23 protein-coding genes are annotated in these 21,573 nt (G+C 72.1%); 18 read left to right on the top strand and 5 right to left on the bottom strand.

Annotated features, from left to right (window positions below; translation table 11 throughout):
- Genes AC3A3L_RS10265 through AC3A3L_RS10255 form a run of 3 tightly spaced genes read left to right on the top strand, consistent with a single transcriptional unit; the run spans window position 1 to window position 3,535 of the window.
- Complete coding sequence (locus AC3A3L_RS10265) at window positions 1-1,101, top strand: energy-coupling factor transporter transmembrane component T (RefSeq protein WP_487639933.1); 1,101 nt, start codon at window positions 1-3, stop codon at window positions 1,099-1,101.
- A complete protein-coding gene (locus tag AC3A3L_RS10260) occupies window positions 1,098-2,714 on the top strand; it encodes an ABC transporter ATP-binding protein (protein WP_487639932.1) in 1,617 nt (538 codons plus the stop codon). The genes AC3A3L_RS10265 and AC3A3L_RS10260 overlap by 4 nt, the downstream gene beginning before the upstream one ends.
- Window positions 2,711-3,535: an ECF transporter S component gene (locus tag AC3A3L_RS10255; protein ID WP_487639931.1), complete on the top strand. Its 825-nt coding sequence runs from the start codon at window positions 2,711-2,713 to the stop codon at window positions 3,533-3,535. Before AC3A3L_RS10260 ends, AC3A3L_RS10255 begins: the two co-directional genes overlap by 4 nt.
- Window positions 3,536-3,551: 16 nt before the next feature.
- Here AC3A3L_RS10255 and AC3A3L_RS10250 read toward each other — a convergent pair whose 3' ends face one another.
- From AC3A3L_RS10250 to AC3A3L_RS10240, 3 genes are read right to left on the bottom strand one after another with little or no spacing between them, the layout of a single operon-like run.
- Window positions 3,552-4,712 carry a PQQ-dependent sugar dehydrogenase gene (locus AC3A3L_RS10250; RefSeq protein ID WP_487639930.1) on the bottom strand — a complete coding sequence of 387 codons (1,161 nt, stop codon included), beginning with the start codon at window positions 4,710-4,712 and terminating at the stop codon, window positions 3,552-3,554.
- Window positions 4,713-4,734: 22 nt separating this feature from the next.
- Window positions 4,735-5,646 (bottom strand): EamA family transporter, encoded by a 912-nt coding sequence (locus AC3A3L_RS10245; protein ID WP_487639929.1) that lies wholly within the window; start codon window positions 5,644-5,646, stop codon window positions 4,735-4,737.
- A gap of 13 nt (window positions 5,647-5,659) precedes the next feature.
- Window positions 5,660-6,223, bottom strand: a complete 564-nt coding sequence (locus AC3A3L_RS10240) for a PadR family transcriptional regulator (RefSeq protein WP_487639928.1) — start codon at window positions 6,221-6,223, stop codon at window positions 5,660-5,662.
- Between the two features lie 63 nt (window positions 6,224-6,286).
- Between AC3A3L_RS10240 and AC3A3L_RS10235 the strand changes: the two genes are divergently transcribed.
- The 8 genes from AC3A3L_RS10235 (at window position 6,287) to AC3A3L_RS10200 (ending at window position 12,951) form a co-directional block, all read left to right on the top strand.
- Window positions 6,287-7,387: a WD40/YVTN/BNR-like repeat-containing protein gene (locus AC3A3L_RS10235; protein ID WP_487639927.1), complete on the top strand. Its 1,101-nt coding sequence runs from the start codon at window positions 6,287-6,289 to the stop codon at window positions 7,385-7,387.
- Window positions 7,388-7,403: 16 nt separating this feature from the next.
- Window positions 7,404-7,862, top strand: a complete 459-nt coding sequence (locus AC3A3L_RS10230; protein ID WP_487639926.1) for an SRPBCC family protein — start codon at window positions 7,404-7,406, stop codon at window positions 7,860-7,862.
- 257 nt (window positions 7,863-8,119) lie between these two features.
- Window positions 8,120-8,329, top strand: coding sequence for a hypothetical protein (locus AC3A3L_RS10225; protein ID WP_487639925.1), 210 nt, complete (start codon window positions 8,120-8,122; stop codon window positions 8,327-8,329).
- A gap of 64 nt (window positions 8,330-8,393) precedes the next feature.
- Entirely contained in the window at window positions 8,394-10,085 is a 1,692-nt protein-coding gene (ilvD, locus tag AC3A3L_RS10220) for a dihydroxy-acid dehydratase (protein WP_487639924.1), read from the top strand.
- 17 nt (window positions 10,086-10,102) lie between these two features.
- Window positions 10,103-11,311: a kynureninase gene (locus tag AC3A3L_RS10215; protein ID WP_487639923.1), complete on the top strand. Its 1,209-nt coding sequence runs from the start codon at window positions 10,103-10,105 to the stop codon at window positions 11,309-11,311.
- Complete coding sequence (locus AC3A3L_RS10210; RefSeq protein WP_487639922.1) at window positions 11,308-12,069, top strand: GNAT family N-acetyltransferase; 762 nt, start codon at window positions 11,308-11,310, stop codon at window positions 12,067-12,069. Before AC3A3L_RS10215 ends, AC3A3L_RS10210 begins: the two co-directional genes overlap by 4 nt.
- Before the next feature lies 1 nt (window position 12,070).
- On the top strand, window positions 12,071-12,487 hold the full coding sequence (locus AC3A3L_RS10205; protein ID WP_487639921.1) for a VOC family protein: 417 nt from the start codon (window positions 12,071-12,073) through the stop codon (window positions 12,485-12,487).
- Window positions 12,484-12,951 (top strand): deoxycytidylate deaminase, encoded by a 468-nt coding sequence (locus tag AC3A3L_RS10200; protein ID WP_487639920.1) that lies wholly within the window; start codon window positions 12,484-12,486, stop codon window positions 12,949-12,951. The genes AC3A3L_RS10205 and AC3A3L_RS10200 overlap by 4 nt, the downstream gene beginning before the upstream one ends.
- On the opposite strand, the gene AC3A3L_RS10195 is transcribed toward AC3A3L_RS10200, so the two are convergent.
- Window positions 12,929-13,627 (bottom strand): hypothetical protein, encoded by a 699-nt coding sequence (locus AC3A3L_RS10195; protein WP_487639919.1) that lies wholly within the window; start codon window positions 13,625-13,627, stop codon window positions 12,929-12,931. The two genes, AC3A3L_RS10200 and AC3A3L_RS10195, sit on opposite strands and share 23 nt — an antisense overlap.
- 59 nt (window positions 13,628-13,686) lie before the next feature.
- Window positions 13,687-14,148: a DUF6973 domain-containing protein gene (locus tag AC3A3L_RS10190; protein ID WP_487639918.1), complete on the bottom strand. Its 462-nt coding sequence runs from the start codon at window positions 14,146-14,148 to the stop codon at window positions 13,687-13,689.
- A gap of 25 nt (window positions 14,149-14,173) precedes the next feature.
- Here AC3A3L_RS10190 and AC3A3L_RS10185 point away from each other — a divergent pair, with 25 nt between their 5' ends.
- The 7 genes from AC3A3L_RS10185 to AC3A3L_RS10155 all read left to right on the top strand — a co-directional run bounded on the left by AC3A3L_RS10185 (window position 14,174) and on the right by AC3A3L_RS10155 (window position 21,569).
- Window positions 14,174-15,190 carry a S66 family peptidase gene (locus AC3A3L_RS10185; protein WP_487639917.1) on the top strand — a complete coding sequence of 339 codons (1,017 nt, stop codon included), beginning with the start codon at window positions 14,174-14,176 and terminating at the stop codon, window positions 15,188-15,190.
- Between the two features lie 40 nt (window positions 15,191-15,230).
- Window positions 15,231-15,917, top strand: a complete 687-nt coding sequence (locus AC3A3L_RS10180) for a 4a-hydroxytetrahydrobiopterin dehydratase (protein WP_487639916.1) — start codon at window positions 15,231-15,233, stop codon at window positions 15,915-15,917.
- A gap of 254 nt (window positions 15,918-16,171) precedes the next feature.
- The gene (locus tag AC3A3L_RS10175) at window positions 16,172-17,947 is read left to right on the top strand and encodes an acetolactate synthase large subunit (RefSeq protein ID WP_487639915.1); all 1,776 of its coding nucleotides are present in this window, start codon (window positions 16,172-16,174) and stop codon (window positions 17,945-17,947) included.
- A complete protein-coding gene (gene ilvN, locus AC3A3L_RS10170; RefSeq protein WP_487639914.1) occupies window positions 17,944-18,498 on the top strand; it encodes an acetolactate synthase small subunit in 555 nt (184 codons plus the stop codon). The genes AC3A3L_RS10175 and ilvN overlap by 4 nt, the downstream gene beginning before the upstream one ends.
- Window positions 18,499-18,530: 32 nt before the next feature.
- The gene (gene ilvC, locus AC3A3L_RS10165; RefSeq protein WP_487639913.1) at window positions 18,531-19,559 is read left to right on the top strand and encodes a ketol-acid reductoisomerase; all 1,029 of its coding nucleotides are present in this window, start codon (window positions 18,531-18,533) and stop codon (window positions 19,557-19,559) included.
- A 125-nt stretch (window positions 19,560-19,684) separates the two neighbouring features.
- Entirely contained in the window at window positions 19,685-20,044 is a 360-nt protein-coding gene (locus tag AC3A3L_RS10160; RefSeq protein ID WP_487639912.1) for a hypothetical protein, read from the top strand.
- Window positions 20,045-20,069: 25 nt separating this feature from the next.
- A complete protein-coding gene (locus tag AC3A3L_RS10155; protein ID WP_487639911.1) occupies window positions 20,070-21,569 on the top strand; it encodes a purine-cytosine permease family protein in 1,500 nt (499 codons plus the stop codon).
- Window positions 21,570-21,573 lie beyond the last annotated feature (4 nt).

Below are 21,573 nucleotides of genomic sequence, written 5' to 3'. Positions count from 1 at the left end.
GTGACCGGACCGGCGACCCTGCCGCGTGACCTGCATCCGCTCGCCTGGTGGGCCTGGGCGATCGGGCTGGCCACGGCGGCCTCGCTCACCACCAACCCGTTGCTGCTCCTCCTCATCATGGGGTCGGCGACGGTGGTGGTGATGGCACGTCGGTCCGGTCACCCCTTCGGCCGGTCGTTCCGGCTCTACGTCCTCCTGGCCGTGTTCACCGTGGTGATGCGGGTGGTCTTCCGGATCGTGTTCGGGGGCCAGGAGATCGGCCACGTGCTGCTGGACCTGCCCGAGATCCCGCTGCCCGACTGGGCGGCCGGGATCCGGCTTCTGGGCCCGGTGACCAGCGAGGCGGTGCTGGCCGGGCTCTACGACGGGCTCCGGCTCGCGGCGATCATCATCTGCGTGGGTGCCGCCAACTCGCTGGCGAACCCCAAGCGTGTGCTCGCCTCCGTGCCGCCGGCGCTGTACGAGATCGGCACCGCCCTCGTCGTCGCGGTGACGATCTTCCCGCAGCTCGCGGAGAGCGCCCGTCGGGTGCGGGCCGCGCAGGCGCTGCGCGGTGGGGCGACCACGGGGGTCGGACGCCTCCGGCGCTTCCTGGTGCCGGTCCTCGAGGACGCGCTCGAGCGCTCGCTGTCGCTGGCGGCCGGCATGGACACCCGCGGCTACGGCCGCTCGGGCGGCGCGACCGTCCGCGAACGGTGGGTGACCGGGTCGCTGCTGCTGCTCGCCCTCGTCGGCATCTGCGTCGGGACGTACGCCTGGCTCGACCCGACGGCCCCGCAGGTCCTCGCGCTGCCCATGCTGGCCGCGGGCGTCGCGGTCGCGGTCGTCGGGCTGGTCAGCGCCGGGCGACGGGTCCAGCGCACCCGCTACCGCCCCGACCCGTGGCGCGGAGCCGAGCTCCTGACCGTGGGCGTCGGCGTCTCCGTCGCCGTGCTGGGCTGGTACGTCAGCCACACGCAGGTCCTCGTCGCCTACCCGGGCGTGGCCGTGGTGCCGTACCTGTCGCCGCTCGCCCTCGCGCTCGGCGTGCTCGGCGCCCTGCCCGCGGTGGCGACCCCCGTCCCGGCCACCGCCGCAGTCCGACGCGAGGTGATGGCATGAACGGGCACGGCGTGATCGAGCTGCGCGACATCGGCTTCCGCTACGACGAGCACCAGGTGCTGCACGGCGTCGACCTCTCCCTCGAGGAGGGGGAGCTGGTCCTCGTCTCGGGCCGGACCGGCGTCGGCAAGTCCACCCTCCTCGGCATCGTCACCGGTCTCGTCCCGCGGTTCACCGGCGGCGTCCTCAGCGGAGACGTCCTGCTCGACGGGCGGAGCATCGTCGACCAGCCGCCGCGCGAGCGGGCCCACCTCGTCGGCTACGTCGGCCAGGACCCGCTCGCCGGGTTCGTCGCCGACACGGTCGAGGAGGAGCTGGCGTACGGCATGGAGCAGCTCGGCACGGCCCCGGAGACCATGCGGCGCCGCGTCGAGGAGACGCTCGACCTGCTCGGGATCGCCGACCTCCGCTCGCGGGACCTCCGCACCCTCTCGGGCGGACAGCAGCAGCGCGTCGCCATCGGGGCGGTGCTGACCACCCATCCCCGGGTGCTGGTCCTCGACGAGCCCACCTCCGCGCTCGACCCGACGGCGGCCGAGGAGGTCCTCGCGACCATCACGCGCCTGGTCCACGACCTCGGCCTGACCGTCCTCCTCGCCGAGCACCGGCTCGAGCGCGTGGTCCCGTTCGCCGACCGGATCTGCCTCGTCACCGGCGACGGCGGCATCCGGGTCGACGAGCCGCACCGGATCCTGGTCGACTCGCCCGTCGCGCCCCCTCTCGTCCAGCTCGGCCGCCTCGCGGGCTGGGCGCCGCTGCCGCTGACCGTGCGCGACGCCCGCCGCCAGGCCCGCTCGCTGCCCGACATGGTGCCGCCCGAGCCGCCGGCGGCACCGGTGGCCGACCCTCTTCTGGCCGCGCGGGGGGTGACGGTCGTGCACGGCTCGCACGTCGCCGTGCGCGGGGTCGACCTCACCCTGTCCTCGGGGCAGGTCACGGTCCTCATGGGTCGCAACGGCTCGGGCAAGTCGAGCCTCATCTGGGCGCTGCAGGGCACGGGCAGGAGGCGGTCGGGGACGGTCGACGTCGCCGGCGACGACCCGTCCGACCTCGCGCCGGCAGAGCGTCGTACGCGCGTGGGGCTGGTGCCGCAGACCGCGGCCGACCTGCTCTACCTCGAGACGGTCGCGGACGAGTGCGCCGCCGCCGACCTGGGAGCCGGGGCCGGTCCCGGGACCTGCCGCGGCCTCCTCGACCGGCTCGCCCCGGGCGTCGACGACGCCATCCACCCGCGCGACCTCTCGGAGGGACAGCGGCTCGCGCTCGCGCTGTCCATCGTCCTCACGGCCCGGCCGCCGGTGGTGCTGCTCGACGAGCCGACCCGCGGCCTCGACTACGCCGGCAAGGCGGAGCTGGCGCGGATCGTCGCCGACCTCGCCGCGGACGACCACGCCGTGCTCCTGGCCACCCACGACGTCGAGTTCGCGGCCCACGTCGCCGACGAGGTCGTCGTGATGGCCGAGGGCGAGATCGTGTCGCACGGCACGCCACGGCGCGTGCTCGCCGAGTCGCCGTCCTTCGCACCACAGGTCACCAAGGTGCTCGGACCGCCGTGGCTCGTCGTCGAGGAGGTCGCGGCGGCGATGGCGCGAGCGGGAGCGGGACGCCCATGAGCATCCTCGAGCGCACCCGGGCCACGACCCCGCCAGCGGTCGCCCTGCCGATCGGACCGCGGACCGCAGCGGTCCTGGTCCTCGCCTCCATCGGCGGCCTGATGATGCTGTGCTGGCCGCTCCTGCTGGTGGCCCAGCCCGGCGACCGGGTCGAGCCGCCGTTCATCTTCCTCGCGCTGCTCCCGCTCGTGATGGTCGTCGTGCTCGCCGAGATGGGGGAGGGCGGCATGGACTCGCGCGTGCTGGCCGTCCTCGGGGTCCTCTCCGCGATCAACGCCGTCATGCGCGGGCTCGGCGCCGGTACGGCCGGCATCGAGCTGGTCTTCTTCCTCCTCGTGCTGGGTGGCCGGGTGTTCGGGGCCGGGTTCGGCTTCGTGCTCGGCTGCACATCGCTGTTCGCCTCCGCCCTGCTGACCGCGGGCGTCGGGCCCTGGCTGCCCTTCCAGATGATCTGCGCGGCCTGGGTCGGCATGTTCGCGGGGCTGCTGCCCCGGCGGGTGAGCGGTCGCGCCGAGATCGTCATGCTGATCGTCTACGCGGTGGTCGCGTCCTACCTCTACGGCATGCTGATGAACCTCAGCTTCTGGCCGTTCACCCTCGGCATCGTGGTCCCGGGCCACGAGGGCGCGCTGGCCTACGTGGCGGGCGCGCCAGTGCTGGAGAACGGGCACCGGTTCCTCGTCTACACGCTCCTGACCTCGACCGGCGGCTGGGACACCGGCCGGGCGATCACCACCGGCATCGCGATCGCGGTGCTGGGCCCGGCGATCCTCACCACGCTGCGCCGGGCGGCCCGCCGCGCCGTCGTACGTCCGGGCTGAGGCTCAGGGCTGGGGCTCAGGGCTGGAGCCGGACGATCCGGTCGTCGGCCTGCGTGGGCTCGCCGCGGCCGTCGCGGTTGGAGGTCGTCAGCCAGAGCAGCCCGTCGGGTGCGGCGGCCACGGTGCGCAGCCGGCCGTACCGCTCGGTGAGGAAGGCACGCGGCTTGGTGGCCTTGCCGTCGCCGGAGACGGTGATGCGCCACAGCCGTTGGCCCCGCAGGCCCGCCATCCACAGGTGCCTGTCGGCGTACGCCAGCCCGCTCGGCGAGGCCTGGTCGACCGGCCACACCAGCTGGGGGTCGACGTACGACGAGTCGCCTCCGACGCCTTCGACCCGTGGCCAGCCGTAGTTGCCACCCTTCTCGACGAGGTTGAGCTCGTCCCACTCCGAGTCGCCGAACTCCGAGGCCCAGAGGCGTCCCTCGTCGTCCCAGGCCAGGCCCTGCACGTTGCGGTGGCCCAGCGACCACACCGGCGAGCCGGGGTCGGGGTTGCCGGGTGCGGGGTCGCCGTCGGGGGTGATCCGGAGGATCTTCCCCGCCAGGCTGTCCGGGTCCTGGGCCAGCTCGGGGTCGCCGGTCTCGCCCGTCGTGACGTAGAGGTAGCCGTCCGGTCCGAAGGCGATCCGCCCGCCGTCGTGGATGAAGCCGGCGGGGATGCCGTCGAGGACGACCGTCGTGCTCCCGAGCCGCGAGCCGTCGAGCTCCGCCCGGACGACCCGGTTGTCGGTGTCGGTGGTCAGGTAGAAGAACAGCGTCCGGTCGGTCTCGAAGTCGGGGGACACCGCGACGCCGAGCAGGCCGGCCTCGCCCTGGGGGACGGCGCCCGCAAGGGTCCCGAGAGTCGTCGCCTCGCCGTCCGTCGTGACGCGGTCGACGCGCCCGGAGATCCGCTCGGTGACGACGGCGTCGCCGTCCGGGAGGAAGTCCACCCCCCACGGCACCTCGAGTCCCTCGACGAGCGTATCGACCACCTCGGGCGGGCCGCCGGTAGACCCGTCGGGGCCGGACCCGTCGGATCCGTCGTCGGACGGGGTGTCCGACGGGGTCGGCTGGCTGGGCAGGTCGGTGGGCTGGGTGACGCGCGGGATCGGCTCCTCGTCGGTGCCGTCACTGGAGCAACCCGAGGCAGCACCGAGAGTGAGGACCAGCGCACCGAGGGCCAGTCGCGATCGCATGTCAGTCCTCATGTCGCCCCCGTCATGTGGCCAGTGTGCCGTGCGTCGCCGAATGGTCGTCGTCGTGACGGCCCCGTGGCTCGCTCGGGTTCGCTCCCGAGCGGGTCGCCCCGATCGACGCGGCGACGACGCACCCGATGGCAAGCCACTGGAGCGGGGACAGGTGCTCCTGCAGCACCACGATCGCGGCGAGCGCCGCCGCGGCCGGCTCGAGGCTCATCAGGATCCCGAACACCGCGGGCCGGAGGCTGCGCAGCGCGACGAGCTCGCAGCTGTAGGGGATGACGGAGCTGAGCACTCCCACGAGGGCACCGATCAGCAGCACGCGACCGTCCCACAGCGACGTACCCGCGGTCAGCAGCGCGGGCAGCGTCATCGCGACCGCGGCGACGATGCTCGCCACGGCGAGGCCGTCGAAGCCCGCCCACCGCCGCCCGGTGCTCGCGCTGAGCAGGATGTACGCCGCCCACGCGGCGCCGGCGAGCAGGGCGTACGCGACGCCGGCCAGGTCGAGCCCGGTCCGCTGGAAGCCGAGGAGGGCGACCCCGATCGCGGCCAGCAGCACCCACAGCAGGTCACGCGCCCGTCGTGAGCCCAGGAGTGCCAGGGACAGCGGGCCGATGAACTCGATCGTCACGGCGATGCCGAGCGGGATCCGGGAGAACGACTGGTAGATCGCCCAGTTCATCGTCGCGAGGCTGGCGCCGAAGGCGAGGACCACGAGCCAGTCGCGCTGCGTCCGGCCGGTGAACCGCGGCCGCGCGACAGCGGCGAGCACCAGCGCGCTCGTGACGAGTCGCAACCACACCATCGCGGTGGGGGAGATCTCGCCGAACAGTCCCTTGGCGATCGCCGCGCCGAGCTGGACCGAGAGGATCCCGACCAGGACCAGGCCGACCGGTCCGAGCAGGGTCGGGCTCGGTCGCTGGGTCACTGGCCAAGACTATTCAGCCCGCCGCGCCCTCCTCGAGGCTGTCCAGCGCGCGGCGGGCGTGGCGGCCCTCGGCCGCGAAGTAGTCGAGCCCCCAGTCTGCGACGAGCGAGGGGAACCGGAACGGCTCGCCCGGCTGGTCGGCGCCACGCAGCGCCTCCCTGACCTCCGCGAGGTCGGTCGTGGCCCGGTCCAGCTCGGCGAGGTAGTCCACCAGCATGCGCCGGGTCTGCTCGGGCTCGCTCGCGTGGCCGATCAGCAGCCGCAGCAGCACGGTGTGCTTGAGGACGGGGAACCCGGCGGGCGTCCGGTCCATCCACTCCTTCAGCGCCTGCTCGCCCGCCTCGGTGATGGCGTACGTCGTCACCTCGCGACCGCCGTCCGGACGCGTGTCGGCCCGCACGAGCCCGAGGCCGGTGAGGCGGCGCAGCTCGGTGTAGATCTGGCTCATCGCAGGCGCGACCCAGTAGAAGCGGAGGGTGATGTCGGCGCGCTGCTTGATCTCGTAGCCGGTCAGCTCGTCGCCGAACGTGAGGAGGCCGAGGATCGCGTAGCCCGTCACCGGGACGTCTTGACTCATCGTCTTCCGAGAGTAGTGTTCCTAATCGGAATAGTCACCCAACTCGCCGTCGTGGAGGCCCCGATGTCGCGCACCCTGCTCATGGTCGGAACCCGCAAGGGCATGTGGCTCGGGACCTCGGACGAGGCCCGGACCTCGTGGGACTGGGCGGGGCCGCACTTCCCGATGGAGGAGGTCTACTCCGTCATGGTCGACACCCGCGGCAACGCCCCGCGGCTGCTCGCGGGTGCCTCGTCGAGCTGGCTCGGCCCGCAGGTCTGGCGCTCCGACGACCTCGGCGCCACGTGGGACGGGACCCCCAACGGCGCCGCCCGCTTCCCCGAGGACACCGGCGCCACGCTGGCTCGCGTGTGGCAGCTGACGCCCGGGCCGTCGGCGAACGGCAGCGACGGCCTCGTCTGGGCCGGCACCGAGCCGGGCGCGATCTTCCGCTCGGAGGACCGGGGCGAGACGTTCTCGCTCGTCCGCGGGCTCTGGGACCACCCGCACCGACCGGAGTGGAACGAGGGCTTCGGCGGGCAGGCCTTCCACACGATCCTGCCGCACCCCTCGGACCCCTCACGCGTGCTCGCGGCGCTGTCCACCGGCGGGGTGTACGCCAGCGAGGACGGCGGCTCGTCCTGGAAGGCGTCGAACACGGGGGTGAAGGCGGAGTTCTTCCCCGGCGAGCGCAACTACCCCGAGTTCGGCCAGTGCGTGCACAAGGTCGCCCGCGACGCCGTCGACCCGGACCGGCTCTACCTGCAGAACCACGGCGGCGTCTACCGCTCCGACGACGGCGGCGCGTCATGGCAGGACATCGCTCCGGGGCTCCCGACCGAGTTCGGCTTCGCGATGGTCGCCCACCCCCACCGGGCGGACACGGCGTACAACTTCCCGATCACGGGGGCCGAGGCCCGCTGGCCGGTCGACGGCAAGGCGCGGGTCTACCGCACCACGGACGCCGGCTCGTCCTGGGAACCGCTGGGGGAGGGGATCCTGCCGGACGGCTACTACACCGCCGTGATGCGTGACGCGCTGTGCGCCGACGACCACGACCGGCCCGGCCTCTACTTCGGCGGCCGGAACGGCGGTGTCTGGGCCTCGCCCGACGAGGGCGAGACGTGGTCGGAGATCCACAAGGACCTGCCGGACGTCCTCGTCGTCCGTGCTGCACGGATCTGAGGTCTACCCTCACGCCATGGCCGACTTCTCCTTGTCCCGCAGCATCCGCGTCGACGCGCCGCCGGACCGGGTCCACGCCCTCCTCGACGACTTCCGCGAGTGGCAGAAGTGGTCGCCCTGGGAGGACCTGGACGCCAACATGAGCCGGGAGTACTCCGGCCCCGACCACGGCGTCGGGTCGACGTACCGCTGGGCCGGCAACAAGAGGGCCGGCGAGGGCGAGATGACCATCACCGGGTCCACCCCGACCTCGGTCGTCGTCGACCTGGTCTTCCTCAAGCCGTTCAAGGCCACCAACGTCACCCGCTTCGACCTGGCCTCGATCGGGGAGTCGACCGACGTCACGTGGACGATGACGGGCACCCGCAGCGCGATCATGTCGGTGGCCGGCAAGCTCTTCTTCGACAAGGCGATCGCCAAGGACTTCGACCGTGGCCTGGCCGACCTCAAGACCCAGGCCGAGCGCGACGCCTGACCCCTCGGCTGGCGTCCCTTGCCCGTGAGTCTCTGAGCGACTCAAGGGTCCCGGGGCCGCGTCCCACCACTCCCCGTCGGCAGTTGCCGGTGAGTCTCCGAGGGACTCACCGGCACGCAGGGCGGAGGGGGGAGGCGAGGGGCCGAAGGGCAGCACGGGAGAGATCGACGCATCGGCCTGGGACTGCCTGGCCACGCTATCCGGCGCACGTCGACCTGCGGGCGACGGGATGGTCGGTCCCGCGAAGGTTGCGCGCGATGACGTCCGTCGAGGCGTTCTCGTGGCGCGACCGGTCGAGGCGGGTAGGGGACCCGGCGATCCGCTACCGACTCTCGCCGTTCTGGAAGAGGGTCGAGCGCGAGCTGCACGGCACCCCTGACGACCATCCGGCGCTCCACCAGCTCGTCGCCGAGGTGCGGTTCCTGGACGAGCGACGGGAGGCACGGGGCCGGCCGTCCGCGGCCTGACGGAGCCGAGGATCCGGATGAGACACCGCGCATCGACGGCGGGAGCGCCCACTAACCTGCAGGCATGACCCACGCAGCCGACGGACCCGACATCAAGCCCCGCAGTCGCGACGTCACGGACGGGCTCGAGAAGGCGGCGGCACGGGGCATGCTGCGCGCCGTCGGCATGGGCGACGACGACTGGGAGAAGCCCCAGATCGGTGTCGCGTCGAGCTGGAACGAGATCACCCCCTGCAACCTGTCGCTCGACCGGTTGGCCAAGGCGGTCAAGAACGGTGTGCACGCAGGCGGCGGGTTCCCGCTGGAGTTCGGCACGATCTCGGTCTCCGACGGCATCTCGATGGGCCACGAGGGCATGCACTTCTCCCTCGTCAGCCGTGAGGTCATCGCCGACTCGGTCGAGACGGTGATGATGGCCGAGCGCCTCGACGGCTCGGTGCTCCTGGCCGGGTGCGACAAGTCGCTGCCCGGCATGCTCATGGCTGCCGCGAGGCTCGACCTGGCCAGCGTGTTCCTCTACGCCGGCACGATCATGCCGGGCCAGGTCGACGGCAGGGACGTCACGATCATCGACGCCTTCGAGGCCGTCGGCGCCTGCCTGGCCGGCAAGATCAGCCGTGAGAAGGTCGACGAGATCGAGCGCGCCATCTGCCCCGGCGAAGGCGCGTGCGGCGGGGCGTACACCGCCAACACGATGGCCAGCGTCGCCGAGGCGCTCGGCATGTCCCTCCCCGGGAGCTCGAGCCCGCCGGCTGTCGACCGCCGTCGTGACGGCTTCGCCCACAAGTCGGGCGAGGCCGTGGTCAACATGCTCCGCCAGGGCATCACCGCCCGCCAGATCATGACCCGCCCCGCGTTCGAGAACGCGATCGCGATGGCGATGGCGCTCGGAGGCTCGACGAACGCAGTGCTGCACCTGCTCGCCATCGCGCGCGAGGCCGAGGTCGACCTGACCCTCGACGACTTCACGCGCATCGGCCGGAAGGTCCCGCACCTGGCGGACATGAAGCCGTTCGGTCGCTTCGTGTGGACCGACTTCGACCGCGTCGGCGGCATCCCGGTGCTGCTGCGCGCCCTGCTCGATGCCGGCCACCTCCACGGCGACGTGCTGACCTGCACCGGCAAGACGATGGCCGAGAACCTCGCCGACCTCGACCCGAAGCCGCTCGACGGCGAGATCCTCCGCCAGCTCGACCGGCCGATCCATGCCACGGGCGGACTGACGATCCTCAAGGGCTCGCTCGCGCCCGAGGGGGCGGTGGTCAAGAGCGCCGGTTTCGACGACTCCACCTTCACCGGTACGGCCCGGGTTTTCGACGGCGAGCGCAAGGCGCTCGACGCGCTCGCCGAGGGCGCCATCACCGCCGGCGATGTCGTCGTGATCCGCTACGAGGGCCCGAAGGGCGGGCCGGGGATGCGCGAGATGCTCGCCATCACGGGCGCGATCAAGGGCGCCGGCCTCGGCAAGGACGTCCTGCTGATCACCGACGGCCGCTTCTCCGGCGGCACCACCGGCCTCTGCGTGGGCCACATCGCCCCGGAGGCGAGCGACGGCGGTCCCATCGCGTTCCTCCGCGACGGCGACCGGATCACCCTCGACGTGGCCAACATGACCCTCGACCTGCACGTCGACGAGGCCGAGCTGACCGCGCGGGCCGAGGGCTGGGAGCCCCTCCCGCCGAAGTACACCCGGGGCGTCCTCGGCAAGTACCGCAAGGTCGTCCAGAGCGCCGCCCACGGAGCGGTCTGCTACTGACTCGGTAGGTTGCGCAGGTGACCCGCACCTCAGCAGAGCTCGACGCCGCAGACCCCCTCGCCCGCTTCCGCGACCGCTTCGTGGGAGCGTCGAGCGACCTCGTCTACTTCGACGGCAACTCCCTCGGTCGACCCGTGGCCGCCACGGCAGATCGCCTCGCCGGGTTCGTCGAGCAGGACTGGGGTGGGCGCCTGATCCGCGGGTGGGACGAGCAGTGGATGGACCTGCCGACGACGCTCGGGGACGACCTGGCGCGCGTCTGCCTCGGCGCGGCGGCCGGTCAGACGGCGGTCGGCGACTCGACGACCGTCTGGCTCTACAAGCTGATGCGCGCGGCCGTCGACCACGCGGTGCGCACCGACCCCGGCCGCACCGAGATCGTCATCGACACCGACAACTTCCCGACCGACCGCTACGTCGCCGAGGGGGTCGCCGCCGAGCGCGGGCTGACGCTGCGGTGGATCGAGGTCGACACCTCGGAGGGCGTCACCGCCGACCAGCTCCGCGAGGCGGTCGGAGAGCGCACCGCCCTCGTGGTGCTCAACCACGTCGCCTACCGCTCGGCGTGGCTCGCCGACGCCCACGAGCTGACGCGGATCAGCCACGACGCCGGTGCGCTGGTGCTGTGGGACCTGTGCCACTCCGCTGGCGCGGTGCCCGTCGCCCTCGACGAGTGGGACGCAGACCTCGCCGTCGGCTGCACCTACAAGTACCTCAACGGCGGGCCCGGGTCGCCGGCCTTCGGCTACGTCAACGCCCGCCTGCAGGGCGACCTCACCCAGCCGATCCAGGGCTGGATGGGCCATGCCGACCCGTTCCTGATGGGGCCGGGCTACACCCCGGCTCCCGGCATGCGGAGGTTCATCTCGGGGACCCCGCCGATCCTCGGGATGGTCGCCATGCAGGACATGCTGGCCCTGGTGGAGGAGGCCGGCATCGAGGCGATCCGTGCGAAGTCCGTCGCCCTGACGTCGTACGCCGTCGAGCTCGCCGACGCCACGCTGCCCGAGGTCACCCTTGCCTCGCCGCGCGACCCGGAGCGGCGTGGCGGCCACGTGACGCTCCACCACGACCGGATGCGCGAGGTGACCGCACTGCTGTGGGAGCGCGACGTCATCCCGGACTACCGCGACCCCGGTGGCCTGCGGATCGGCCTGTCCCCGCTGTCGACCTCCTTCGACGAGGTCGAGCGCGGCATCGCGGCCGTCGCGGAGGCGCTGCGATGACCGGACCGGTGGGGGTGCGGCTCTCGGCGACGCGAACCCGGGCGACCAACGACCACGGCCAGCCCCTGGGCCGCCCCGTGGAGTGGACGGGCGCGGCGGCGCCCGCGAGGGACACGGTCCTCGAGGGGAGAGGGGTCCGGCTCGAACCGATCGGTCCGCAGCACGTCGACGACCTCCTCGCCGCGCTCTGCCGTGCGGGGGACGACCCCGTCTGGACCTACCTCGCCTGGGAGCGCCCGCGCGACCGCGAGCAGATGGCCGACCTCGTCGACCAGCTCGCGACCGACCACGAGCGGGTGTTCTTCGCGATCGTCCCGACCGAGACCGACCGGGCGGCCGGCTTCTGCGGACTGATGCGCATCGACCCCGCGATGGGCTCGATCGAGATCGGCGGGATCGCCCTCGGGCGCCAGCTCCAGCGCAGCCGCGCCGCGACCGAGCTGCAGGCCCTCCTGATGCGCCACGTCTTCGACGACCTCGGCTACCGGCGCTACGAGTGGAAGTGCGACAGCCTCAACGCGCCGTCGCGCCGGGCAGCGCTCCGGCTCGGCTTCATCTGGGAGGGCCGCTTCCGCAACGCGGTCGTCTACAAGGGCCGCAACCGCGACACCGACTGGTTCTCGATCACGGACGGCGAGTGGCCACGGGTGCGCGGAGCGCTCGACGCGTGGCTGGACGACGCCAACTTCGACGACCGGGGCGGTCAGCGCACCCGCCTCGCGGCCCGGGCGCCCCGACCCGACCAGCAGGAGGCCTGAGATGGACCAGCGCGTCAGCTTCATCACGCTCGTCGTGACCGACCTCGACGCCACCCGGCGCTTCTACGTCGAGGGCCTGGGCTGGGAGCCGGAGCTCCACGTGCCGGGGGAGGTGCTGATGTTCAAGGTCGCGGAGAAGGTCGTGCTCAGCCTGTGGGCCGAGAGCGGGTTCGTGGCCGAGGTGGGCGAGGCGCCGACGCGCGGCGGCGTACCCCCGTTCACCCTGTCCCACAACCTGGCCACCACGCACGGTGTCGACACCGTCCTCGAGCAGGCACGTGCCGCCGGGGCGTCGCACGTCAGCGAGGCGAGCGAGCGCGACTGGGGTGGCTACTCCGGCTACTTCGCCGATCCCGACGGATTCCGCTGGGAAGTGGCCTGCAACCCGGGCGAGATCGGGCAGTCTGTGCTCCCGTGAGCGCTGTCAGCACCGGGAGCACCGGACACGCCGTCCCCGGCTGGGACGACTACTTCCTCGGCATCGCCGATGCCGTCGCCGCGCGGGCCAAGTGCACGCGTCGCCGCGTGGGCGCGGTCCTGACGATCGACCACCGCATCATCGCGACCGGCTACAACGGGGCGGCGCCGGGCGAGGACGACTGCCTGGCCGGGGCGTGCCCGCGGGGGCAGCTGGGGTACGACGTCGTACCCGGGCTCGGCGACTACGACCGGCCGGGCACGGAGGGCTTCTGCATCGCCATCCACGCCGAGGTCAACGCGCTGCTGTTCGCGACGCGCGACACCAAGGGCGCGACCGCCTACATCACCGATCCGCCCTGCCCGGGCTGCCGCAAGGCGCTGGCAGCGGCGGGCGTGGTGCGCGCGGTGTGGCCCGGCGGCGAGCACGACCGGGTCGGCCTCACCGCGTGGAGTCGTCCGTAGCGGTCTCCTCGGCGACCTCGGCGGCCCGCTTCTCCTCGGCCTTCCGTCGACGCTTCACCTCGCCCCGCGCGATGAAGAACGCGACCAGGACCGGGATGGCGAGCTTCCGGACCGTGTCGACCCACCCGGGCAGGTCGGGCAGGTCGACGTCGGGCCACGGGATCGAGGGAAGGGTGATGTCGGGCCACGGGATGGACGGCAGGTCCGGCCACGGGATCGAGGGCAGGTCGACGTCCGGCCACGGGACGTCCACGCTCGGCCACGGGACCAGCGTCAGCAGCCAGACCAGCAGGATCGGTACGCCGACGCCTGCGGCAGCCAGGGCGGTCTGTCGTGCGGTGTGGAGGTTCGGGTGCCGGCCGATCCACTCGGCGCGCTGCGCCGCCTTCGACCCGGCCTCGGGCTCGAAGTCGGTTCCGCCGAGACCGGTGTGCGCCTCGGTCTCGGCGTCGTGCAGCGTGACGCGACGTGCCGGTCCCGTCATCCCGAACTTCAGGCGGACGGCCCCCTCGGCACCCTTCGCCGCGACGACGATCGTCTCGTCGGAGGTCTTCGTCCTCCCCACCTCCACCCCGTCATGGGTCCAGACGGCCTCCCGGACGAGCGCACCCCGCTCGACAGCGACGGTGTGCTCGCCGTCGTCACGCACCAGGTGCCAGCGTTCGATCTCCCCCATGTGGCCATACTGCCGCAGGCCCGACGCCACCTCGTGCCTAACCTGTGTGGTCAGTACACCTAGCGGCCGCCCTGCCGCCCGCGTACCCAGACCAGCTCGCCCGACTCCCACAGCCCGAGCGCGACGGGGACCAGGCTGGTCATCGCCTCGGACGGCGAGAGCGCGGCGAGCTCGGCGGCGTGCTCGCTGCCGTACGCCTGCCCGGTCGCGTTGTTCTGCTGGTCGACCCGGGAGTCGCGCCGGGCGGGCGAGCCGGCCTCCTGGGCCTGCGCGATCGAGCGGGCGGCCTCGAGCCCGAAGCGCGCGGTGAGCGTCGCCTGCCACATGAAGTGGCGCATCGCGTTGGTGCGGCCGGGGACGCCGCGGCCGTGCTTCGCAGCAGCCTGGAGGGCGGCCTGCGAGATCCGCAGCACCTCGAACGCCTCCGATGGCCCGAGGCCCGCCCTGGTCGCCGCGACGTAGAGGCGCGGGACCCCCGTCCCCGCGTGGATGGCCTGCTGCACCGCGTCACCGAAACCCATGGACACACAGTGACAGACTCTGACCATGGCCCGACCACCCCGCTTCCCGGCCCCGCTCCGCCCCGGCGACCGCATCGCGGTGACCGCGCCGTCCGCCGGCGTCGAGGGGCCTTCGGCGGCGCGGATCGACTTCTCCCTGGACTGGCTGCGCGGTCGTGGGTACGACGTCGTGGTGGGGGAGTGCCTCTACGGCGACGGCCTCACCTCCGCCCCCGCGGCGCAGCGGGCAGCCGAGCTGACCCGGATGCTCGCCGACCCCGACATCCACTGCGTGGTGCCGCCGTGGGGTGGCGAGACCGCGATCGACATGGTCGACCTGCTCGACTGGGACGCGCTCGCCGACGCCGAGCCCACGTGGATCGTCGGCTACTCGGACATGTCCACCGTGCTCGTGCCCCTCACCACCCGCCTCGGCTGGGCCACGCTCCACGGCGACAACCTCGCGGACACGCCGTACGCCGTCCCCGACGGCCTGCTGCACTGGCTCGACCTTGCCGGCGGCACCGGCCCCTTCGTGCAGCGCGACTCCGGGCTCGTCGCCGAGTGGGTCCGCTTCGAGGAGGACGCGCGGGCCACCGAGTGGGCACACGTCGGCGAGGGCCGGTGGGAGGTCGAGGGCGGTGGTCGCCTGGACGTCACCGGCCGGCTCGTCGGGGGCTGCGTGGAGACGATCGCCAACCTCGCCGGCACGCCGTACGGCGACGTGCGCGCGTGGGCCGAGGGCCTGGACGAGCCCACCATCGTCTACGTCGAGGCGTGCGAGGAGCACGCGATCAACATCTGCCGCTACCTCCACGCCCTGCGGCTGGCGGGGTGGTTCGACCGGGCAGCCGCCGTGCTGGTCGGCCGCACCAACGCCCCGGACCACGATGACCTGACCCAGCGCGGTGCGGTGCTCGACGCCCTGGGCCGCCTCGACCTGCCGATCGTGTGGGACCTCGAGATCGGGCACGTGCCGCCGCACCTGCCGCTCGTCAACGGCGCGCTGGTCCGGGTCGTGGTCGACGGCGACACCCGCGAGATCACCCAGACCCTCGTCTGAGGGGTGGCCGCTGTCGGTGCGGCGTGGCAGGGTCGATCGCATGGCTGACCCGAAGCAGAAGCTCACCGCGCAGCAGGTCCGCGAGACGGACGGTCTCGACGACTGGCGGCTGCTGCTCACCGGCATCCGCGCCCGCTTCCGCACCGGCGACTTCGCCACCGGGCTCGCGCTGGTGGACCGCATCGGCGCGGCGGCCGAGGAGGCCGACCACCACCCCGACGTCTCGCTGACCTACCCCGAGGTCATCGTCACCCTCTCCAGCCACGACGTCGGCGGCATCACCAGCCGCGACGTCGACCTCGCGCGGCGGATCAGCGGCTTCGCGGCAGACGCGGGCGTCGAGGCCGACGTCGCCGGGCTGACCCAGGTCGAGCCGGGCCTCGACACCGCGGCAGGGGAGCGGTTGGCGCCCTTCTACGCCGCGCTCCTCGGCGGCAGGGTGGGCGAGCACGGCGAGCCCGTCGACCCCAGCGGGCAGGTGCCGGGCCTGTGGTTCCAGGGCCCGAACGAGCCCAGCGAGGACGACCCCGCCCTGCCCGAGCAGGACCACGAGCAGCGGTGGCACTTCGACGTGTGGGTCGCCGAGGACGAGGGCGAGCGCCGGGTGCAGGCGGCGCTCGAGGCCGGGGGACGACTGGTGAGCGACCGCTTCGCCCCGTCCTACTGGGTCCTCGAGGACGCCGACGGCAACCGCCACTGCGTCTGCACCCGCTCGGGTCGCTCCTGACCGCTCCGTCGCGGCGCGCGATGCCACATCGCGAGACTCGCGTTCCAGATGCTGGGACGCCTGTCACACTTGCTTGACGCCGGACCACCCCGGCGACGACGGTTGTCGCATGCGCACCGAGATTCTTGTACGCACGCGACGCGTGAGCTGAGGCCAGTCGGCCAACGCACGCGCGTCACCCCTCGTCGCCCACCGGGCCGAGGGGTTTTTTCATGGGCTCATCGCCGGACACAGCACACGCAGGAGAGAAGGACATGACGCAGCAGGGCGCACAGGGAAGCGGGTCGGTCACGGGCGCACAGAGCCTGGTCACGTCCCTCGAGGCGGCCGGTGTCACCGACATCTTCGGCATCCCGGGCGGCGCCATCCTCCCGGCCTACGACCCCCTGATGGACTCCACGCGGATCCGGCACATCCTGGTCCGCCACGAGCAGGGCGCCGGGCACGCCGCCCAGGGCTACGCCGCCGCGACGGGCCGGGTGGGCGTCTGCATGGCGACCTCGGGTCCCGGCGCGACCAACCTCGTCACGCCGCTGGCCGACGCCCACATGGACTCCGTGCCGATGGTGGCCGTGACCGGGCAGGTCGGGGCCTCGATGATCGGCACCGACGCCTTTCAGGAGGCCGACATCCGCGGCATCACGATGCCGATCACCAAGCACAACTTCCTGGTCACCGACCCGGCCGACATCCCGCACACCATCGCCGAGGCCTTCCACATCGCCTCGACCGGCCGTCCGGGGCCGGTCCTGGTCGACGTGGCCAAGTCGGCGCTCCAGGCGCAGACGACGTTCGCCTGGCCCGACGAGCTGAACCTCCCCGGCTACCGACCGGTGACGACGCCGCACTCCAAGCAGATCAAGGAGGCCGTCCGGCTGATCCGCGAGGCCCGGCGGCCCGTGCTCTACGTCGGCGGCGGCGTGATCCGGGCCCGCGCGTCGCGGGAGCTCGCGCAGCTCGCCGCGCTGACGGGCATCCCGGTCGTCACGACGCTCATGGCGCGCGGGGCGTTCCCCGACAGCCACCCGCAGCACCTCGGCATGCCGGGCATGCACGGGACGGTCGCCGCGGTCGCCGGCCTGCAGAAGAGCGACCTGATCATCAGCCTCGGTGCGCGGTTCGACGACCGCGTGACCGGCAACCTCGACTCCTTCGCCCCCGGGGCGCTCGTCGTCCACGCCGACATCGACCCGGCCGAGATCGGCAAGAACCGGCACGCCGACGTCCCGATCGTCGGCGACTGCAAGGAGGTCATCTCCCAGCTCATCGCGCTCCTCCAGGCCGAGGGGGCCGACGGCGACTACGAGGCGTGGGTGGCGTTCCTCGCCGGCGTCAAGCAGAAGTACCCGCTCGGCTACGACGCCCCGACCGACGGCTCGCTCGCGCCGCAGTACGTCCTCGAGCGGCTCGGTGCCATCGCCGGTCCCGAGGCGGTCTACTGCGCCGGCGTGGGGCAGCACCAGATGTGGGCAGCCCACTTCGTCGGCTACGAGAACCCCAACACGTGGATCAACTCCGGTGGCCTCGGGACGATGGGCTTCTCGGTGCCCGCGGCGATGGGCGCCAAGGTGGGTCGGCCCGACAGCACGGTCTGGGCGATCGACGGCGACGGCTGCTTCCAGATGACCAACCAGGAGCTCGCGACCTGCGCGATCAACGACATCCCGATCAAGGTCGCGATCATCAACAACGAGTCGCTCGGCATGGTGCGGCAGTGGCAGACGCTCTTCTACAACGAGCGCTACTCCAACACGGACCTGCACTCCAAGCGGATCCCCGACTTCGTCAAGCTGGCCGACGCCTACGGCTGCGTCGGCCTGGCGTGCGAGTCGCCCGACGAGGTCGACGCGACCATCGAGAAGGCCATGGCCATCGACGACCAGCCGGTCGTGGTCGACTTCCGGGTGCACCGGGACGCGATGGTGTGGCCGATGGTGGCCGCCGGCACGAGCAACGACGAGATCAAGTACGCCCGCGACCTGGCGCCCCAGTTCGAGGACGTGCAGGACGACTGGGAGGTCCGGGCATGAGCACCACGAACAAGCACACGCTCAGCGTGCTGGTCGAGAACAAGCCGGGCGTCCTCGCCCGCATCGCGAGCCTGTTCTCCCGCCGCGGCTTCAACATCGACAGCCTGGCGGTGGGCCCGACCGAGCACCCCGAGGTGTCGCGGATGACCATCGTGGTCAACGTCGACGAGTCCCCGCTCGAGCAGGTGACGAAGCAGCTCAACAAGCTCGTCGAGGTCATCAAGATCGTCGAGCTCGACGGTCCGGGGTCGGTCAACCGCGAGCTGCTCCTCGTCAAGGTCCGCGCCGACGCCGCCACCCGCGGCGCGGTGCTCGACGCCGTCCAGCTCTTCCGGGCCAAGGTGGTCGACGTCGCACCCGACGCGGTGACCGTGCAGGCCGTCGGCAACGCCGACAAGCTCGCCGACCTGCTGCGCGTGCTCGAGCCCTTCGGCATCCGCGAGCTCGTCCAGTCGGGCATGGTCGCGATCGGACGCGGCTCGCGCTCGATCAGCGAGCGCACGCACCGCCCGGTCGCCGTACCCGCTCCCGTTTCCGCAATCGCCAACTGACCGCAGCACCAACCCATGAAGGAGAGCCCCCAGTGGCTGAGATGTTCTACGACGACGACGCCGACCTGAGCCTGATCCAGGGCAAGAACGTCGCGGTGATCGGCTACGGCAGCCAGGGCCACGCCCACGCGCTGTCCCTGCGCGACTCCGGCGTCGACGTCCGGATCGGCCTGCAGCCCGGGTCGAAGAGCCGCGACAAGGCCGAGGCCGAGGGCCTGCGCGTCCTCACCCCGCGCGAGGCGGCGGAGGAGTCCGACCTGATCGTGATCCTCGCCCCCGACCAGCACCAGCGGAAGCTCTACGCCGAGGAGATCGAGCCGGCCCTCACCCCGGGCGACACCCTCGTCTTCGGCCACGGCTTCAACATCCGCTTCGGCTACATCACCCCGCCCGAGGGCGTCGACGTGTTCATGGTCGCCCCGAAGGGCCCCGGCCACCTGGTGCGCCGCGAGTACGTCGACGGCCGCGGCGTGCCCGTGCTCGTGGCCGTGGAGAAGGACGAGTCCGGCAAGGCCTGGGACCTCGCGCTCTCCTACGCCAAGGCGATCGGCGGCCTGCGCGCCGGCGGCATCAAGACCACGTTCACCGAGGAGACCGAGACCGACCTGTTCGGCGAGCAGGCCGTGCTCTGCGGCGGCGCGTCGCAGCTGGTGATGTACGGCTTCGAGGTGCTGACCGAGGCCGGCTACCAGCCCGAGGTCGCCTACTTCGAGTGCCTCCACGAGCTCAAGCTGATCGTCGACCTGATGTACGAGGGCGGCATCGCCAAGCAGCGCTGGTCGGTCTCCGACACCGCGGAGTTCGGTGACTACGTCTCCGGACCGCGGGTGATCACGCCCGAGGTGAAGAAGAACATGGAGGACGTGCTCGCCGACATCAAGAACGGCGCGTTCGCCGACCGCTTCATCACCGACATGGACAACGGTTCGCCGGAGTTCACCGAGTTCCGCAAGAAGGCCGAGAGCCACCCGATCGAGCAGACCGGTCGCGAGCTCCGCAAGCTGATGGCCTGGGTCAAGTCCCACGACTCCGACTACGTCGAGGGCACCTCGGCCCGCTGACACTGCCCGCGCCCGGACGGCGCGTCGGACGATCGCACCTGGTCGCCGGCGCGCCGTTCGCGTCTCCCGGCGACGGGTCGCCTCCCGCTAGCGTCGGTCCCACACGACGAGCGGGAGGCGAGCGGATGATCCTGCGCAGATGGCGAGGAGCGGTCCGGGCCGCGGACGCCGAGGCATACCTGCGTCACCAGGACGAGACGGGCGTTCGCGACTACCGACAGACCGAGGGCAACCTGGGGGCGCTGGTCCTGAGCCGCACGCGCGACGACGGCCTGGTCGAGGTGGAGGCGGTGTCGCTGTGGCGGTCGATGGACGACGTACGACGCTTCGCCGGCGACGAGCCGGGCCGGGCGGTCTTCTACCCGGGCGACGACGACCTGCTCGCCGAGAAGGACCTCCACGTCGACCACTTCGAGGTGGTCGGCGCCGATCTCGACCGGCGGCTGCTCGCACCGCCCGACCAGGCGGTCGGTGCTGGCTCCTGAGCCCTCGGTGCGCGACGATGCGGTCATGAGCAACACGACCACGCCCGCGTCGGGGCTGGAGCAGACCCGTCGGCTCGGAGTCGAGACGACCGGCATCGAGATCATCGAGGAGTCCGAGCGGACGGCGCGCCCTCGCGACCTGTTCTGGCCGTGGTTCGCGGCCAACGTGTCGGTGTTCGGCATCAGCTACGGCTCGTTCGTGCTGGGCTTCGGCATCTCCTTCGTCCAGGCGCTCGTCGTCACGGTGGTCGGCATCGTCGTGTCGTTCGCGCTCTGCGGCATCATCGCGATCGCTGGCAAGCGCGGCTCGGCCCCCACGATGGTGCTGAGCCGAGCGGCGTTCGGCGTCAACGGGCAGAAGCTGCCCGGCGTCGTCTCGTGGCTGGTCTCCATCGGCTGGGAGACCTTCCTCGCGATCCTCGCCGTCCTCGCCACCGCCACGATCTTCGACCAGCTCGGCTGGTCGGGCGGCACCACGACGCAGGTCGTCGCGACCGTCGTCGTCGCGCTCCTCATCGTCTCGGCGAGCGTCGCCGGCTACCACGTGATCATGCGGATGCAGTCGGTGCTGACGTGGATCACCGGCATCGCCACGATCGTCTACGTGGTTCTCACGCTCGACGAGATCGACTGGTCGGCGGTCAGCGCGATCCCCAGCGGCAGCGCGCAGCAGATGGTCGGCGCGCTCGTCATGGTCATGACCGGCTTCGGACTCGGCTGGATCAACATCGCCGCCGACTGGTCGCGCTACCAGCACCGCGACGCACCCGGCGCGGCCATCGTCGGCTGGAACACCTTCGGCGGAGCGATCGCCCCGGTGCTGCTCGTCGTGTTCGGACTGCTGCTCGCGGGCTCCTCCGAGGAGCTGTCGGCCGGGATCGTCGCCGACCCCATCGGGACCCTCGGCACCCTGCTGCCGACCTGGTTCCTGGTGCCGTTCCTCCTCGCCGCCATCCTCGCCCTCGTCAGCGGCGCGGTGCTCGGCATCTACTCGTCCGGCCTGACGCTGCTGTCGCTGGGCGTGCGGATCCCGCGACCGGCGGCGGCCTTCGTCGACGGCGTCATCCTCACCCTCGGCACCATCTGGGTGGTCTTCTTCGCGGAGGACTTCCTGGGCCCGTTCCAGAGCTTCCTCATCACCCTCGGCGTCCCGCTGGCGGCGTGGGCGGGGATCATGATCGCGGACATCGCGCTGCGCAAGCGTGACTACAACGACGAGGCGCTGTTCGACGCGAGGGGTCGCTACGGCTCCGTCGACGTCACCTCGGTCGTGACGATGGTCGGCGCCTCGGTCATCGGCTGGGGACTGGTGGTCAACAACTTCGCCACCGATGCGGAGTGGAACAACTGGCAGGGCTTCCTCATCGAGCCGCTCGGCCTCGGCACGTACGTCGACGACCCCGCGGGTCCCTACTGGGAGGGTCCGTGGGCCTACGCCAACCTCGGCGTGCTCCTGGCGCTCGTCCTGGGCTTCGGCGTGACCTACGTGGCCCGGCGCGCGAAGGTGCGCCGCCAGGAGTCCTGAGCCT

Source organism: Nocardioides sp. Soil_C_8 (assembly GCF_057656315.1).
This window is presented reverse-complemented; position numbering and strand designations above follow the sequence as displayed.

Coding starts and splice junctions, on each gene's coding strand:
- AC3A3L_RS10160 (WP_487639912.1), top strand. CDS start 19,685: ATGATCCTGCGCAGATGGCGAGGAGCGGTCCGGGCCGCGGACGCCGAG.
- AC3A3L_RS10175 (WP_487639915.1), top strand. CDS start 16,172: ATGACGCAGCAGGGCGCACAGGGAAGCGGGTCGGTCACGGGCGCACAG.
- AC3A3L_RS10180 (WP_487639916.1), top strand. CDS start 15,231: ATGGCTGACCCGAAGCAGAAGCTCACCGCGCAGCAGGTCCGCGAGACG.
- AC3A3L_RS10260 (WP_487639932.1), top strand. CDS start 1,098: ATGAACGGGCACGGCGTGATCGAGCTGCGCGACATCGGCTTCCGCTAC.
- AC3A3L_RS10195 (WP_487639919.1), bottom strand. CDS start 13,627: ATGGGGGAGATCGAACGCTGGCACCTGGTGCGTGACGACGGCGAGCAC.
- AC3A3L_RS10210 (WP_487639922.1), top strand. CDS start 11,308: ATGACCGGACCGGTGGGGGTGCGGCTCTCGGCGACGCGAACCCGGGCG.
- AC3A3L_RS10155 (WP_487639911.1), top strand. CDS start 20,070: ATGAGCAACACGACCACGCCCGCGTCGGGGCTGGAGCAGACCCGTCGG.
- AC3A3L_RS10185 (WP_487639917.1), top strand. CDS start 14,174: ATGGCCCGACCACCCCGCTTCCCGGCCCCGCTCCGCCCCGGCGACCGC.
- AC3A3L_RS10205 (WP_487639921.1), top strand. CDS start 12,071: ATGGACCAGCGCGTCAGCTTCATCACGCTCGTCGTGACCGACCTCGAC.
- AC3A3L_RS10255 (WP_487639931.1), top strand. CDS start 2,711: ATGAGCATCCTCGAGCGCACCCGGGCCACGACCCCGCCAGCGGTCGCC.
- AC3A3L_RS10240 (WP_487639928.1), bottom strand. CDS start 6,223: ATGAGTCAAGACGTCCCGGTGACGGGCTACGCGATCCTCGGCCTCCTC.
- ilvN (WP_487639914.1), top strand. CDS start 17,944: ATGAGCACCACGAACAAGCACACGCTCAGCGTGCTGGTCGAGAACAAG.
- AC3A3L_RS10225 (WP_487639925.1), top strand. CDS start 8,120: ATGACGTCCGTCGAGGCGTTCTCGTGGCGCGACCGGTCGAGGCGGGTA.
- ilvD (WP_487639924.1), top strand. CDS start 8,394: ATGACCCACGCAGCCGACGGACCCGACATCAAGCCCCGCAGTCGCGAC.
- AC3A3L_RS10250 (WP_487639930.1), bottom strand. CDS start 4,712: ATGCGATCGCGACTGGCCCTCGGTGCGCTGGTCCTCACTCTCGGTGCT.
- AC3A3L_RS10230 (WP_487639926.1), top strand. CDS start 7,404: ATGGCCGACTTCTCCTTGTCCCGCAGCATCCGCGTCGACGCGCCGCCG.
- AC3A3L_RS10235 (WP_487639927.1), top strand. CDS start 6,287: ATGTCGCGCACCCTGCTCATGGTCGGAACCCGCAAGGGCATGTGGCTC.
- AC3A3L_RS10190 (WP_487639918.1), bottom strand. CDS start 14,148: ATGGGTTTCGGTGACGCGGTGCAGCAGGCCATCCACGCGGGGACGGGG.